Origin of the sequence: Gracilimonas sp. (assembly GCF_017641085.1) — a bacterium.
Taxonomy (GTDB): Bacteria; Bacteroidota; Rhodothermia; order Balneolales; family Balneolaceae; genus Gracilimonas.
Genome location: NZ_JAEPPI010000001.1, coordinates 1,418,863 through 1,435,368 on the forward strand (window position 1 = coordinate 1,418,863; position 16,506 = coordinate 1,435,368).

The 16,506-nt window shown below is 44.3% G+C and carries 11 protein-coding genes; 5 read left to right on the forward strand and 6 right to left on the reverse strand.

Going from position 1 to position 16,506, the window contains the following annotated elements; genetic code table 11:
- Positions 1 to 21: 21 nt before the first annotated feature.
- Positions 22 to 2,337: a hypothetical protein gene (locus tag JJ941_RS06145; protein WP_290962872.1), complete on the reverse strand. Its 2,316-nt coding sequence runs from the start codon at positions 2,335 to 2,337 to the stop codon at positions 22 to 24.
- A 341-nt stretch (positions 2,338 to 2,678) separates the two neighbouring features.
- Here JJ941_RS06145 and lysS point away from each other — a divergent pair, with 341 nt between their 5' ends.
- Together lysS and JJ941_RS06155 are read left to right on the forward strand one after the other, a co-directional pair.
- Positions 2,679 to 4,226 (forward strand): lysine--tRNA ligase, encoded by a 1,548-nt coding sequence (gene lysS, locus JJ941_RS06150; protein WP_290962873.1) that lies wholly within the window; start codon positions 2,679 to 2,681, stop codon positions 4,224 to 4,226.
- Between the two features lie 254 nt (positions 4,227 to 4,480).
- Positions 4,481 to 5,707 carry an FtsX-like permease family protein gene (locus JJ941_RS06155; RefSeq protein WP_290962875.1) on the forward strand — a complete coding sequence of 409 codons (1,227 nt, stop codon included), beginning with the start codon at positions 4,481 to 4,483 and terminating at the stop codon, positions 5,705 to 5,707.
- A gap of 501 nt (positions 5,708 to 6,208) precedes the next feature.
- Here JJ941_RS06155 and JJ941_RS06160 read toward each other — a convergent pair.
- Positions 6,209 to 6,772 carry a hypothetical protein gene (locus tag JJ941_RS06160; RefSeq protein ID WP_290962877.1) on the reverse strand — a complete coding sequence of 188 codons (564 nt, stop codon included), beginning with the start codon at positions 6,770 to 6,772 and terminating at the stop codon, positions 6,209 to 6,211.
- A gap of 164 nt (positions 6,773 to 6,936) precedes the next feature.
- Positions 6,937 to 7,728: an HNH endonuclease gene (locus tag JJ941_RS06165; RefSeq protein ID WP_290962879.1), complete on the reverse strand. Its 792-nt coding sequence runs from the start codon at positions 7,726 to 7,728 to the stop codon at positions 6,937 to 6,939.
- A gap of 234 nt (positions 7,729 to 7,962) precedes the next feature.
- Between JJ941_RS06165 and JJ941_RS06170 the strand changes: the two genes are divergently transcribed.
- Positions 7,963 to 8,952: a metal-dependent hydrolase gene (locus JJ941_RS06170; RefSeq protein ID WP_290962880.1), complete on the forward strand. Its 990-nt coding sequence runs from the start codon at positions 7,963 to 7,965 to the stop codon at positions 8,950 to 8,952.
- 441 nt (positions 8,953 to 9,393) lie between these two features.
- Here JJ941_RS06170 and JJ941_RS06175 read toward each other — a convergent pair whose 3' ends face one another.
- A complete protein-coding gene (locus JJ941_RS06175) occupies positions 9,394 to 9,762 on the reverse strand; it encodes a DUF559 domain-containing protein (protein ID WP_290962882.1) in 369 nt (122 codons plus the stop codon).
- 366 nt (positions 9,763 to 10,128) lie between these two features.
- Positions 10,129 to 11,244, reverse strand: a complete 1,116-nt coding sequence (gene ald / locus JJ941_RS06180; RefSeq protein ID WP_290962884.1) for an alanine dehydrogenase — start codon at positions 11,242 to 11,244, stop codon at positions 10,129 to 10,131.
- 189 nt (positions 11,245 to 11,433) lie between these two features.
- On the opposite strand from ald, the gene JJ941_RS06185 reads away from it, so the two are divergent.
- The gene (locus JJ941_RS06185; protein ID WP_290962885.1) at positions 11,434 to 13,899 is read left to right on the forward strand and encodes a zinc-dependent metalloprotease; all 2,466 of its coding nucleotides are present in this window, start codon (positions 11,434 to 11,436) and stop codon (positions 13,897 to 13,899) included.
- A 57-nt stretch (positions 13,900 to 13,956) separates the two neighbouring features.
- On the opposite strand, the gene JJ941_RS06190 is transcribed toward JJ941_RS06185, so the two are convergent.
- Positions 13,957 to 14,226, reverse strand: coding sequence for a hypothetical protein (locus JJ941_RS06190; RefSeq protein WP_290962886.1), 270 nt, complete (start codon positions 14,224 to 14,226; stop codon positions 13,957 to 13,959).
- Between the two features lie 227 nt (positions 14,227 to 14,453).
- Here JJ941_RS06190 and JJ941_RS06195 point away from each other — a divergent pair, with 227 nt between their 5' ends.
- Entirely contained in the window at positions 14,454 to 16,505 is a 2,052-nt protein-coding gene (locus JJ941_RS06195) for a HAMP domain-containing sensor histidine kinase (protein ID WP_290962887.1), read from the forward strand.
- The last annotated feature ends 1 nt before the right edge of the window (position 16,506 follow it).

The window sequence follows — 16,506 nt, forward strand, 5'->3', positions numbered from 1 at the left end:
TTATATAGCCTGTTATTCATCTTACTTCACCTCCGATTCGATGGTCAATTCTGCCCGAACCGATAAAGTGATATAGTCGGAAGTCCGTATTTTAACGTCTTGGTTATTTGTTGTTTGTAATGAAGCTGAAACCTCCAGGAACCGAGTTTGATAAAGTTGATCGAGCTGATCCTGCGATAGGGCAAGCTCAATGGTGCCGCTGGTTGGGTTCTCATGATCAGAGAATCGGTCAACACCAATTTGTGCAGCTTGCAAAGTTATTTCATCCAGAACTACAGAAACCGGAGAAAGTTCATTCTGAAGGGAATCCAGGAAGGTCACCACAAGCTCAACACCCATCGGGAACCCGTTCTCATAATCGATGGCGATAATCCCTTCCGTAATTGACTGATCGTCTCCATTTTCAGGAGAAGGCACACCACTCATATCTTGCTCTACAGTATCTGTGTAAGTAATAGGCTGGGTAGTTGATAGCCTCAGAGGAATATCGACACTGATTTTAGGATCGAAGTTAAGCGGGTCGATTATAGTGGCCACATCTTCATCTTCATTTACAACAGCTTTACCAATAAAGCGAATTTCAGAAGGCAGGTTATTCAGGAAATCGTCCACATTGGTGTTGGTACGATCGAACTGAATAGAAGCATTGATGTTATCACCATTTAAATTCTCAGCCAGTGAAAACTTAATCATTTCATCGGCATCAAGGGGATCTCCTGCATCTTTAAGCAGACCGGATATAGGGTCGGTTGGATCCACATCATATTCTGCTCCAGTTCCTCTCAGGTACACCTGCTCTCCATCTCCGTTAATTCCTACAAAAGCACCGTAAATCGTAGTCGGTACACTGATGTTGGTTTCGTAGTTGATGGATAGAATTGGGTTGGTGAAATTCAGGTTATTCAGCTGGGATGAAAGGTCATTCAAGCCGTCAATCTCTGTAATTTCAGCTTCGTTATCGTTGAATAAAGCTAAATCGTCATCCAGGTCAGCCGGATCGTCATCATTCAAAAGAACCGTTTGCTGCTTGATTACACCGGTAGCTCGTTCAATCTCCAGTCCTGAAATTGTAACCGAAGAAGCCACTGACTGATTTTCGTTAATCACTCGAATCTGATCACCCTGAGGAGCATTTTTGGTGTTCTCAGTAGCTGCACTGATCGTAAAAGTAATTTCGTTGTTGGTGGCATAAACTTCACACTCGGTCAACGGAATAGTAACCCGGTTAGAACTACCTGCTCTTGATATCTCCGTGCCATTGGCTTCGGTATATGCAATCTGCAGAGGGTTCACACTGGTAATCTCTGAAATATTGTTAGCTACAGAAGCCGGACAGTTTCTGATATCCGGGAAGTCGATGGTCACATCAATGGAAAACTCCAGATCATTTTGAATGGGATCAATGTCAATCTCACCGGCCTTCATTCGGATAAAGTGGTTAGACTGTGTGAACTCAAACTCATCGGCGCTAAAGGTAGCAGTGCTTGAGGTTGAAAAATCCTGTGCATCAAGAGCAGCTTGTACCTGTGATGCTACCAGGTTATTACCATTCACAGAATTAACCACCAACTCCTGTGGGTTATTCGGGAAATTGAAATTATCCCAGGATACCACAATCTCAACCCCGAGGTTGCGAAGCTGGTCACCATCAGAAAATGTAATGGAAGCCGTTTGCGTGCTACCGTCTGTTAACTGATTTCCGTTGGCTGCACTGAAAGTAGCAGCATTGCCAATAGGTGCATTATTTGTGGTGTCGATAACCTGAATATTGGCGGTCTGAAAATCAAATCCCAGGTTATTGGTCAGTTGTACATCTAAAGCCCCGCTTTTAATTGTAGCGCTGCTAAAGAAATCGGTGTTGGCACCAATACCGATACGCACCGGTGAAGCCGCATTACTGCCCGCGGGTATTGGCGTTCCAGCCGGTACAAAATTAGGGTTTTGCCCTGTCACTTCTTCTATATTAGCAGAACCCAGGTCGCCGGAACCGGAAGAGAAATCCGTAATCTCAATCTCCCCTACGGCCGCATCAAAAGAGGTGGGGTCCACATCAATTACCGGGATGGCATCATTCAACTCACCAAAATTGAAATCCTGCTCCTTGGAGATAGTGATGAAGTCGTCGCCGTCTACCGTAAACAACGAATCGAAGTCTGAGCCTGTCGTGTCAATCATGACTGACATGGTAGAGTCTCCCATGAATTGAAACGTCTTGTTGTACATCACGGGGGCTTCTACTTTGTGTGAAGTTCTGAAATCGGGTGATTTCGGAAGTTCACACCCTGTAAAAGCCACACCAAGTGCTATACACGCTATAAAGTGTTTTTTGATCTGCATTACCGAGTAATTTGATTTTGAATATTATATTGGACCCGAAGAAAATACCTGAAGGTAGGTTCAACAGTATTTTAGTATTCTATTTACCTAAAGCTATCAAAGCCTTGTAAGTATAGAAAGTTAAAATTGATTTAGCTAAAAAAAACGCCTGAATATGTAGTGTACAGTTGCCTCTACAGAACGCTTATCCAAGTTTCGGTGGTATTATCGGTACTATTTAATTTTTATTAACCGGATTAATTTCCCGTTAAACTAATTTCTGATGATCCTCACAATTCTCACTACAATTCGGTATTTTTGATGCTTCGTTTGAACGCAATTAATTAATCCAATTTTTATAGATGTCTGACCAGGAATTATCCCTCTCCGAACAAGAAGAAATTCGCAGGGAAAAACTTCAGCAACTCCAGGATTTAGGAGTTAACCCCTACCCTCACTCTTTTGACGTTACCCACAATTCAAAACAGATTTTAGATGATGAAGAGCATTATCTCCGGGATGAGGAAACCAATCCTGATTCTGAAATCGTGACCGTTGCCGGACGTGTAATGACGCGCCGCATTATGGGGAAAGCTTCTTTCTTTAACCTGCAGGATTCCGAAGGCACTATTCAGGTATATATCCGCCGGGATGACGTAGCCACCGAAGAGCTGGGCAACGACAACTACAATAAGGTGTTCAAGAAGCTTGTGGACATCGGCGACATTGTCGGCATCAAAGGCTTTGTGTTTAAGACCGGAACCGGCGAGACTACCATTCATGCCGAAGAATTCCACTTTTTGACTAAAACCATCCGCCCTATCCCTACTCCCAAAGAGGAGGAAACAGAAGATGGGGAGACGATTGTCCACGATGCTTTTACTGATAAAGAGCAGCGCTACCGCATGCGCTATGTGGATTTGATTGTGAATCCTGAAGTGCGTGAAACCTTCAAGCAACGTACCCAAATGGTTCAGATCATGCGTAATGTGATGAACGAGAAAGGATACCTGGAAGTGGAAACACCCATCCTTCAGCCTGTTTACGGTGGCGCAGCGGCCAAGCCTTTTGTGACGCATCACAATGCACTGGATATGGATTTATATCTTCGTATCGCTAATGAACTCTATCTGAAGCGACTTATCGTTGGCGGTTATGATGGCGTTTATGAATTTTCGAAGGATTTCAGGAATGAAGGTCTTTCCCGCTTCCACAATCCGGAGTTTACCCAGGTTGAGCTGTACGTTGCCTATAAAGACTACAACTGGATGATGGAGTTCACCGAGAAGATGCTGGAGAAGGTAGCTATCGAACTCCACGGTTCTACCAAAGTACAGGTTGGCGAACATGAAATTGATTTCAAAGCCCCATGGCCCCGTGTTCCTCTTTTTGAAGCTATTGAAAAAGAAACCGGGCATGACCTTTATGGCAAAGACCTGGATGAACTGAAGGCGGTTGCCAAAGAACTGCACATTGAAATGGACGAGTCTTTCGGTGCCGGTAAAATCATCGATGAGATTTTCGGGGAATACGTGGAAGGCAAACTCATTCAGCCAACATTTATCACCGACTACCCGTTGGAGATGAGTCCGCTTACCAAAAAGCACCGATCCAAGGAAGGATTGGTCGAGCGGTTTGAAGCCATCTGTAACGGAAAAGAAATTGCCAATGCTTACACCGAGCTTAATGATCCGATTGACCAGCGGGAACGACTGGAAGAGCAGGCCAAGCTAAGAGCCGGCGGAGATGATGAAGCCATGACCATCGACGACGACTTTATCCGAGCCCTCGAATATGGCATGCCTCCTACTGCAGGAATAGGAATTGGAATCGACCGTCTGGCGATGATAATGACTAACTCAGAATCCATCCGCGACGTCCTTTTCTTCCCTCAGATGAAACCGGAATAGTTGTTTAAGCACCAAATACCAAGTCACAAGCTCCAAATTCCAATGACCAGAATAAAAACTTATAGATCATTATTTACCGTCATTGCGAGGAGACGAACAGGTAAAACTGTGATTGGGATTTATAACGACGAAGCAATCTTCATGAACCACACAACAAGTCCTGAAAAGGAGATTGCCACGTCGCATTCGCTCCTCGCAATGACGGTATTTTCTGGTTTTTGGAATTTGATACTTGAAACTTGGAGTTTAAACAAATGAAATTTGAGTGGTACCTGGCACTTCGGTATTTCAAAGGCTCGCGCAAAAGCTCGGGCTTTTTGTCGTTCATCAAGTACATGTCGATTACCGGCATTGCGGTGGGCTCGGCCGGGCTCCTCATCGCCCTTTCCATTGTCCACGGATTTAAATCCACGATTAACGGGAAGATTATGGATTTTGCCCCGCATATCACCGTCACCACTTTTACGGACCGACCCATCGAACGGGTAGACACCGTTTTTGCCCATCTCGACCGATATCCCGAAATCAAGAGTAAGCAGATTGTGATTCAGGGTCAGGTTATGATTCAAACCCGGGATGCCGTAACCGGAACAACGCTCAAAGGTGTTGATTTAGACAGACCCTCGTTCGGAGTTGGAAAGTATATTTCTGAAGGAACATATAGCCTGGGGCGGGATTCCACCGGTATGCCCGGCGTTGTGATGGGCGCCCAGCTGGCCCAGGAACTTCAGGCCGAAATTGGATCTGTGATTACTGTTTATACTATTGAAGGCATTCCCTCCTTAATCAACTCCCCCGAAATCAAGCAATTCAGGCTGACCGGTATTTACGAAACGGGAATCGACCGGTTTGATGACGTGTTTGCCATGGTGAGCCGACCCCACGCCCAACAGCTGTTCAAGTATCCACCCAATGTAGCCGATGGTATTGAATTAAGGTTGCAGGATGATGTGGACATTTTCCCCTTCAAAGAAAAGCTGAGTGAAAGCCTCACCTTCCCCTACTACAATGAAACCATTTACACCGTTTTCGGGAATATTTTTGCCTGGGTGGAACTGCAGGAAAATATGATTCCCCTGGTAATCAGCGGAATGATTATTGTAGCTGCGTTTAACCTGATTGGAGCTATCCTGATGATGGTGCTGGAGCGTACCCGAGATATTGGCGTACTGAAAACCATTGGCAGTAAGTCGAAGATCATACGCCGGATTTTTCTGATGGAGGGACTGATGGTCGCCGGGGTCGGGCTTATTATCGGAATTGGTATATCTTTACTTTTTTGGTTCCTGCAGGCTAACTACCAGATTATCCCTCTTTCACAGGAAAACTACTACATGAGTTATGCCCCGGTGGAACCGCACCTGATGGATTTCCTGATTACAGCCGTAGTCACCCTTCTCCTCTCCGCCATCGCCTCCTGGTTCCCCGCCCGTGTAGCTGCCAATACCGATCCGGTTAAGGTTATTTCGTTCGGTCGATAAGGACTGGCGGTAACGTTCATTCTGATACAGATTGTCGGTATGAGGTTAAATTCCAAGCTTCAAGCTCCAAATTCCAATGACCAATTCTATGAAAACGAAACACCACCAAAGACCAGTCATTGCGAGGAGCCTCCGAATCCAAATGCCGGGCTAGGTGCATAACGACGCGGCAATCTCTCTGAATCTGGCAACCAAACCATTTAACAATTTCATCCCTGCTAAGCAGGGAGCTGATTGGCTCGGTAAGCTCTACAACTGGTGCCTTTATACTAACTGTTCCGACCTCTTTTGTTTTCTCCTTGTCAAGGAGAAAGACGCGTTGAAATGTTTGGTAGTTTGATTCATTCTCTTCCCTTTTTTAAGCTCCGAAAAAGCCTCCTCCTTACGAAGGAGAAGATTTAGAGGAGGTCGAGGGTTTAGGGCAGTGAGTTATAATGTTTGGGTGAAATCTATACCTGAGGAGCAATCTTCGTGAATTAGACTTAAAGATTTTTTGGAGTTTCATCCACAAGCATCACTACCATAAACCTCAGCTTGTTTCATGAAAATCCAACCCTCTCTATTCTTTGAATCAATAACTCTAACCCACCATTCTGTTTTTGATTTCTTGACTTGTTTAGCAAATTCTGTTTCCTCTGGTTCATCAGCCCGTCGATTAAACCAGTAATGGTCCGAAACACTAGAATATTTACCTTGGTAAAAAACTTTATAATATCCTTCTCCTTCATAATTCAAAACATATAAAGTGTCATTTGCTTCTATTCTCCACCAAGCCATAGCAAATGATTTTTTCGCAATGATCTCACCGGGCTCAATGATGTAAACATTTCCTGTTTCTGCTTTAAATTCTTCACCTTCTGGAATCATGAAAAGTAAAGTAGTATCTCGTGGATTCTCATACACCTTGATGTCGTTTTCGGCAGACCATTCTGTATAAACACAACATTCGAACGGACAAACTCCTTCCATGACCACCGGAACAACCATTTTATCCTGAGCTGTAGTTGCAGCTGAAAAGACAAAATGAAGAAGAAGACTTAGAATAAGGTTACGGAAAGTATTCATATGAAAGAGTATTTAGTGAGCTCTTGAAACTAATATCATTCAGGTTAATAAGGCTAAGCCTCTATTAGGCATTCAACAGCAGAGCAGCGGAACAAGAATAAGCAATTTCCATGACTACGGAATTAAGTCTTACAGGGAGCTTAAATTTATTATCTGTCCACTCATTATTTGAGTTCTAAGCTAATTTCATATTCCTTCCCGTTCATTGAGAATACAATTCTTTTGGATGTATGTTTTAAAATTTTTCGATCGCTTACATCGAATTCTTTGTGATGGTTAGGACAAAGAATTAAAATATTGCGAGGAGATTCAGGCCCTTTCTGGTTTTTGGGTATAATATGAGCCGCTTCAATGTAAAAGGTATTGTCTCTTTTTTGAATAGAATGACCACAAATCTGACACTTGTAATCTCTTAGGTATTTTAGCTGAGCAATAGTTTTGTTATCTCTCTTATAACTTGTGCTTTTAATAGTTATGGTTTGTGGATCTGAAGATGAGATTGAGTTTAATTCTTCGATTATTAAATCTCTATCTACATTGTTTGAAGTTAAGTAGTCATGAATTTCATCTTGTTCAGCATTGTCAATTGATAGAAGACTATATCCTGAAAATTGATCATATATTTTTCTAACTGTTCTTAAAGTTGTATTCCGGAGTGACTCGTAATATTCAATATGGAGCTTTAATGAAGTAAGGGCATCAATCAGTGATTCAATACCGAAATCTTGCTTAATATTCTCTAAAAAATAGTTTGTTGAATAGGCATTGAGAGTCCTCGTGAACCTTTTACCTTCCATCATGCATTTGAAAATATTAATGAAGTCTGAGGCTGTATTAGGATTCATTTCATGCTTTTCTTTAAGAAGAGAGCGGCCGTCTTGAAATGATATTTCTTCTAAGTACACAGCTTTAGAAACTTCATATGCTTTCTGAGAATGTTGTTCAGTAACTTTCATTATCAAATATCATCTAATTTTTATAATCATTGAATGCCCATAATTAATAATATTACAGATATGCTTATCCGTACTATTACAGTGTATAATATTCCAAATCCACCTTAAGTCCAAGTAAACCCCTGTATTTCAACATTATGCAGATTTATTAATATTCAAAATTTTGCTACCATTTCTTTACTCTCAAACTCCTACTTTTAGCCACTCAGTAGTAAAACATTCAATACGAATTTCATGGACCCCGTCACTCACGGACTTATCGGTGCCACCGCTTCACAGTCGTTTGCGGATAAACGAAGCTTTCGGGCGGCGGCTTTTACCGGGCTGGCATCGGCCATGCTCGCCGACCTTGATGTGTTTCTTGGCAGTGCCTCCGATCCGCTGCTCAACCTGGAGCTGCACCGGCAGTTTACCCATTCCATCGTGTTTATTCCGGTTGGTGCGCTGTTCGCTACCCTCCTGCTTTGGTGGTTTGTGAAGAATCATCTTACCGTCAAAGAAACGTACCTGTTCAGTTTAGCCGGTTACGCAACTGCCGGCATTACCGATGTCTTCACCAGCTACGGCGTGCTCCTCTTCTGGCCCTTCAGCGACACCCGTGTTTCCCTGGATATCATCTCCGTCTTTGATCCACTATTTACATTTGGAGTTATCCTTTTGACCGGCATGGCTTTCTACAAATGGAAGCAACTCTTCGCCTGGCTTGCCCTCGGATGGATGGCCTTCTACCTCTTCTTTGGATTTACCCAACAGCTTAAAGCAACGGAGGTTGCCCGACAAAAAGCCGGACATACAAACCACGAGATTCATCAGCTGATCGTAAAACCCACCATTGCCAACAACTGGCTGTGGAGCATTCGTTATACAGCTAACGATAGCCTACATACAGCCGGCGTAAAACTCATTCCCTTTTCTGATCCCGTAATTTACAACGGCGAAAGCACTCCGCTAATGGATTGGGAATCAGCATTCAGATCGTACCGGGGAACCACACTCTATAACGATATCGCCCGCTTTTCAAAACTCTCGGATGGCATACTGATACGTCACGCCAATCACGAACAAGTTATAGGCGATGGACGTTATTCCATGCTCCCGACCACCCTTTCTCCGCTCTGGGGTATTGAGGTTGATACGACCAAACCCAATCAGCATGTGCAGTTTGGGACGTATCGAGATGCGGGTGAAGAGGTAAGAAAACCGTTTCTGGAGATGTTGTTTTAGGAATGAGTTTCTGGCCCTTAGCTGCCCTTTCCGACCTCTTTTGTTTTCTCCTTATTAAGGAGAAAGACGCGTTGAAATGCTTCTTTGCTTAAATCTAATATCGTAATCTTTTATGAAGCATGGAAAAGTCTCCTCCTTGCGAAGGAGGAGATTTAGTGGAGGACGGAGGTTGCAATCATCCATCAAGCCATTTCCACCTAACGACCCACCTCCCTACCGGCAGGCAGGCCCCAACCCTCCCTATTGCGCTGCGCTTATATGGAGGGGGCGCTTAATTAAAGAGTATTCCCATAACCTATATCTTTCTCGCCACACCAACTCTTACCAACGAGTCCTCTTTCCCTGCGGCCACAGATAAGAGTTCAAATGTACTACAGGCGCGCCGGAGGGAGAGAGACAGAGAGACAGAGAGAGGGTCCTCTATGAAAAGGGTTCATCATTTCATCTCACCAACCTCCAAAATCTTCTCCAGCACCCGATCCATATCCGCCAGCTCTTCTTTTTTACCCGAAGTACTTTTAATCCCAATCCATTGAGTACTACATCCCGTTGGTAATCATACTCCTTTTGGAAATCATGGACTTTGCCGTCCATTTCTACAACCAGCTTTAGTTCCGCACAATAGAAATCAGCGATGTAGAAATACCGGCGGTTATTATGTTGCTCGTGCACAAAAGGTTTTTGACGAAGAAATTTATATCCACCCAGTTGACGGTTTCTTACATACTTCCATAATATTTTCTCGGAAGGCGTTGCATTATTTCGCAACTCTCTGGGTATTTCGGTTATGGTTTTTTTGGTGAGATTCATGATTGAATTAGAATGATTTGCCCGAAAACCGCAAGTTTGTTGTGCAAACGTTATAGCCCTTCGCTAAACGACCCACCTCCCTACCGGCAGGCAGGCCCCAACCCTCCCTATTGCGCTACGCTTATATGGAGGGAGCGCTTAATTAAAGAGTTTACCCTTTGCTCATATCTTTTTTACCACCCTAACTCTAACCAACGAGTCCTCTTTCCCTGCGGCCACAGATAAGAGTTCAAATGTAATACAGGCGCGCCGGAGGGAGAGAGACAGAGAGAGGGTCCTGTATTAAAGGGCAACCAACTACCCCAAACAAAAAAGGGCGGACAAACTGTCCGCCCTGCAGGTAATAATCTAATTTGAATCCGGAGCTTAGTTCAGAACGGTTTCCACTTCGTCCCATTCCATGTCGAAGGCTTCGGCTACATCCTGATACACGATGGTACCGTTGGCGATGTTGAGGCCTTTGAGGAGCTCCGCATCATCTTTCAGGGCTTTCTTCCAGCCTTTGTTGGCCAGTGCTACCGCATATGGAAGCGTCACGTTGGTGAGTCCCATGGTAGAGGTGTAAGGAACCGCTCCCGGCATGTTGGCCACACAGTAGTGAACTACATCGTCCACCATGTACACCGGATCTTTATGTGTGGTTGGCTTGGAGGTTTCAAAACATCCGCCCTGGTCAATGGCTACATCAACCAATACGGTTCCGGGCTTCATTTCCTTCAGCATATCACGGGTAATCAGGTGTGGGGCTTTGGCACCGGGCTTCAGTACTGCACCGATAATCAAATCCACACCCGGAAGCATCTTGCGGATATTGGCTTCGGATGAAAACATCGTGTTTACATTTTTGTCCATTACATCATCGAGGTATCGCAGGCGTGGCATGTTAATATCCATGATGGTAGTATCGGCGCCCATACCGGCAGCAATCTTGGCCGCGTTCACACCTACAACTCCGCCGCCCAATACCAATACTTTGGCCGGAGGTACACCGGGAATTCCACCCATCAGTTTTCCTAAACCGCCTTTGGGTTTTTCAAGGTAAACAGCTCCTTCCTGAGCGGCCATTCGTCCTGCTACTTCACTCATCGGGATAAGAAGCGGTAACGAACGGTCTGCTTTTTCTACTGTTTCATAAGCGATGGCAATACACTTTGAGTCAACAACGGCTTTTGTAAGCGCTTCTTCAGCTGCAAAATGAAAATAAGTGAAGATCACTTGTCCTTCCCGCATGCGTGGATACTCAACGGCGATCGGCTCTTTCACTTTCATGATCATTTCGGCCTTTTTCCATACTTCCTCCACGTCGTCAATAATGGTAGCACCGGCATCGATATAATCCTGGTTGCTGAACCCGCTGCCAACACCCGCATTTTTCTCGATTAACACTTCATGTCCGTTGCGCTTCATCTGAACAACGCCGCCGGGCTGAATAGCTACCCTGTTCTCGTGGGTTTTAATCTCTTTAGGAACTCCAATAATCATGATTTAAAACGTTTGGTTATGCTGTCATTTAAAGGGATGCAAAGGTAGGTATTTTTATCCAAAACTGACGAATGAATATTTCATATTGAGTTGTAAAACTATTTTGTTATTTGTGGTTAATGTCTAAAAATTTGAATCATTTGTACTAATTTCACCCGAATAACTTTCGGAAACTAAATTATTGACTCTATGCACGCTTTTTCTACTAAACTTATTACTGCTTGTGCTCTCTCCTTTTTTTTGATTGCAGGCTGTACCTCTTCCAAAGAAACCACATCCAATCCCACTCAAAAACCATCCCGATCTGCCAGCTCTTCCTCTAACGGTATAAAGCCTTACTCGGAAGTAATCACCGACAAAGCCAAAACCGACGAAGGCTTGTTTGATGTGCATTGGGTTGATGACAAACTCTACTACGAAATCCCGGATTCACTGCTGAACCGTGAAATGTTGCTCGTGAGTCGTATCGCACAGGTACCAACCGATTATTTCGGGTTTTTCTCAGGAGGATCAAAAACCGCCGAACAGGTGCTTACTTTTGAACGTCAGCGGGATCAGATTTTAATCCGAAAGCAATCTTATAATGCCGTAGCCAGCGATACGTTGCCGATCTACAAATCAGTGAAGGCTAATAATTTTGCGCCCATTCTCGCTGCCTTCCCGATTGAAACCATTGGCAAAGATTCAGCTTCCGTGGTTATTGAAATGACCGATTTCTTCACTTCCGATATCGAAGCTATAAGCGGTGCCATCAGCTTTCTGAGAAGAGAATATCAGGTAAGAAGACTTGATGGAAACCGAACCTATATTGAGTCTGCCAAGAGCTTCCCAAAGAATATTGAAGTCCGCCACGTACTTACTTACGATGCCGGCAATCCTCCCTCCGATCAGGGCACAAACACCCTTTCTATGCTGATGAATCAGTCTATGGTACTGCTTCCTGAGGAGCCAATGCGACCCCGTTATGAAGACTATCGTGTGGGTTGGTTTACGGTTGATCAAATTGACTACGGACTGGAAGCTCAGAAAGCGAAGGAAGTCAGTTACATCCGTCGGTGGAGACTGGAACCCAAAGATCCTGAAGCTTATGCACGGGGCGAACTGGTTGAGCCGGTAAAACCCATTGTGTATTACCTCGATCCCGCTACTCCCAAGAAATATGTGCCATATGTAAAGCAAGGTGTGGAAGACTGGAATGAAGCCTTTGAAGCCGCCGGTTTTAAAAATGCCGTAATTGCCAAAGAAGCACCTTCCCCGGAGGAAGATCCGGACTGGAGCCCGGAAGACATTCGCTATTCTACCGTTCGTTGGGTAGCCAGCACCATTAGGAATGCTGTTGGGCCAAGTGTGAGCGATCCCCGAACCGGCGAAATTATTGAAAGTGATATTGTTTGGTACCATAACCACATGCGTTCTTATCGCAACCGGCTGATGATTGAAACCGGAGCTGCTAATCCGGACGCCCGAAAACTACAGCTTGATGATGACCTGATTGGAGAAACCATGCGGCGTGTAATTGCTCATGAGGTGGGTCATGCTATCGGACTTCCCCATAACATGCAGTCCAGTTCGGCTTATCCTGTGGATTCCCTTCGCTCCGGTACATTTACGCAAGAGTATGGAATCGCAACCACCATCATGGAGTATGCACGCCAGAACTACATTGCTCAGCCCGGTGATGAGAACATCCGGTTCATTCGAAAAATCGGACCCTACGATAAATATGCTGTAAACTGGGGATACCGTGTAATTCCTGAGGCTGAAACTCCCGAAGATGAAAAACCCATTCTGGACAGCTGGATTGAAGAAAAAGCCGGCGACCCTGTTTATCGTTTTGCTTCTTCCACAGGCTGGGATCCTTCTTCTCAAACCGAGGACTTATCCAACGATCCGGTCCAGGCCAGTACGTATGGCCTCATGAACCTGAAACGTGTGGTTCCGAATTTAATAGAATGGACTTCCACTCCCGGTGAGGGTTATGATGATCTGGAGGAAATTTATGGTGAATTGGTTTTCCAATGGGCTCGTTATGCCGGCCATGTCTCCACTAATATCGGCGGAGTTTACCAGGAGCGAAAGGCTTCCGATCAGGACGGAGTGCTTTATACCCCGGTGCCTGCTGATTACCAAAAAGAAGCCATGGATTTTCTTAGTGAACATGTCTTCACTACGCCCGACTGGCTGCTGGACAAGGAGATCCTCCGCCGCATAGAACACGCCGGAGCCCTCGAAAGAGTCAAAAACCTGCAGGCTCGTTTACTGAATGATGTGATGGATGCCGGCGTAATGCTGAGACTGAACGAAGCACATATTTTCGATGAAGATGCCTATGCCCCGCTTGACATGCTGGAAGATTTACGGCGCGGTGTTTGGAGTGAAGTGTACTCCCCGGCTGCCATCGATCCCTATCGCCGTAACTTGCAGCGAATGTATATTCAGAACATTGAAGAGATGTTTGAGAATGATGAAGTTGGAAGGTCATGGAATCCGGTAGATGTGGCTACTTCTGATATCCGTCCGCTTTTACGGGTTGAGCTTAATACTCTTCAGGCTGATCTTCAAAGAGCTCAGAGTCGTATCCCTGATGCTGTTTCTAAAGCGCATATTGCGGACATCCTTGAGCGCATTGACGGGATTTTAAACCCAACTGATTAAGCGAGCAGTATTAGATATTAGAATCATAGCTTCTGTGTAAAAGCAGGAGCTATTTTTTTATTTAAGCTTCAGAGCTTTCAGAATACCTTTTTCGGTAATTTTTACGTGCCCGTACAGGAACGGCCCGCCTATACTCGCTATGTTAATCAGTTCTTTATTCTCCAGGTATTCCAGCAGGTTCTTAAGTTCTGCTCTGTCAACCTCAAGTTCTTCAGCAAGCTCTTCGACCGGTATTTTTTTATCGGTATCTTTTTCACACAGCTCCCCAAGCTGTAAGAGTAGCTGTTTAGCCCTGCTATTAAAATCTCCGCCAATTAACATATACATGCTTAAATCAATCGTTGGCTAAGAATCCCCAATTCAGCTAAAGAGAAGGTTACGTTAATGTTAAGCTATCATTAACAAGGCTGAATAGCGAGCTTATTATAAGACTATTCTAATCGATTATTTGCTCAGTTAGGCGGAACTTAAGCCTTAATAAAAATAGGTGTTTTATGTTAGATGGGTTGACGCTGAGGAATCGAATATTCCTATTCTCTTCTCTTTTGCTGCTGATGGCATTCTTGCTGATGTGGATATTCGTACGTCCGCAGTACAGGGAAGCTATCATTAATGAGCGTACCACCATTGTATCCCAGCTTCAAGAATACTCCTTAAAGCGCTCTGATCAGATTATCCGAAACTGGCTGAATTCCACCAACTACACCGCCGAAGAAATAGCCAAAGCCCCGGAGCAAACCCAGAATATCGTTACCAAAACCATCAACCTGACGCCCGGCTTGATGAGAATTACCATTTCGGAGCAATCATCGGCTGAGTCAGTTGACATGAGGCGTTCTTTTTATGATGAAGTAGATTTCAGTGGTATCAAATACAAATGGTATCCCTCTCGCCTGGATCCCATGATTAACGTTAGCTGGAGCCCCGATACCCTACAAAACACCCATTTCTTCATAGCCAAGCGGGTAATCCAAATCGGTGGAAACATCTTTCAGCTGGATATGTTTTTTGATGCATCGCAAATCACCCGGGAGCTTATTAACATCCCGCTGGGGGGGAATTATGTGGCTAACATCGTTAGTGGAACCGGTGATAACATTGTCCCCGAACAGCCTTTTGAGTTTCCAGCTTTCCTGGTTGGTGATGCCAGCTACTCCAGTCAATCTACCATAGAAATGAACGGGAGTAATTGGTTCGTTATGACTTCCAGGTTTCAAACCACTCCTTTTTGGCACGTCATAGCGGTGGAAGACTCTTTTATCCTGCAGCCTGTGCATGATTTAATCAGGTTTTCGGTGATAACCGGTGGAGTTATTCTTTTCATCCTCTTTTGCTTTAGCTGGTATGTAAGCATTCACGTTAACAAACCGGTTGAACAGATTATAACCGACGTGGAGTACCTGAGTGCTCTGAACTTTGAGCATCAGATTAAGCCTGTTTCACTACCCGAATTTGACCTCATGCAGGAAACACTGGAAAATATCAGGCTTACCCTGCAGCGCTATCAGAAAATAAATGTGGAAAGAATCATACTGGAAGAATCCAAGAACAAGTATATGATGACCTATTCTGAGGATCTGATTGGAATTTTGGATGAAAACCAGCATTTCAGCTTCCTGAATAACAATTTCCAAAACTTCCTGAACAGCCTTCAGCTGGATCCAAAGGTTATTACCCCGGATGAAATTTTGGAACACGCTGATATTCAAACCACCAAGCTTGAGCAGAATATTCATTACCCGGACCCTTATACCATTAAGATTAACCGTGCGGAATTGTCCCACTCTTTAAAAGAAGGGAAATCGTATTTCTATGATTTCCAGTATGTGACCATCGTTGATCAGGAGGATAATGAACAAGCTGCAATGATTATTCTGCACGACAAGACCGAAGACCGCCTGAATGATATCAAGCGAAACGACATGATTAACATCATTGTGCATGAGCTTAAAAACCCGATTAGCGGGGTTATCGGGCTTTCGCAGATATTACTGGAGAATGAGAATATTGAGGATGAAGAACAGCAGGTTTTGGTAAACCAGATTAATTTATCAGGCGACCGGATGAACAAGCTGGTAAACCGATTCCTTGAAATTCAACGACTGGAATCCGGCAAGAACTCGGCTGAATTTGAAAACGTAGATCTGGAGAAAGTGGTTGAGCATGTTCAGCAAATCACCAGCCCCCTCCTCAGTGAGAAAAATCTCACAATAGATTCGAAGAAAACCGGCCGTGATTTTAAAGTGAAGGGAAGTAGTGATTTATTGTTTGATGCTGTGCAAAATCTAATCAGTAATGCCATCAAATACGGGAATGAAAACCGAACCATTGAGATTCAGCTTACTGAAAAGCCGGAGAACATCCGTTTTAGCGTAACCGATCATGGTTTTGGGATTAGTACCGAAGATCAAAAGAAAATTTTCGACAAGTTTTATCGTGTCCGGTCTAAAGCAACCTCCAGGGAAAAAGGGACGGGACTGGGCCTGGCTTATGTTCGCGAGATTATACATCAGCACGATGGGGAAATTGAGCTGGAATCGAATGAAGCCATTGGTAGCCGTTTTACCCTGATAATCCCAAAAACGAATGGACAGAGCCTCACCTGAA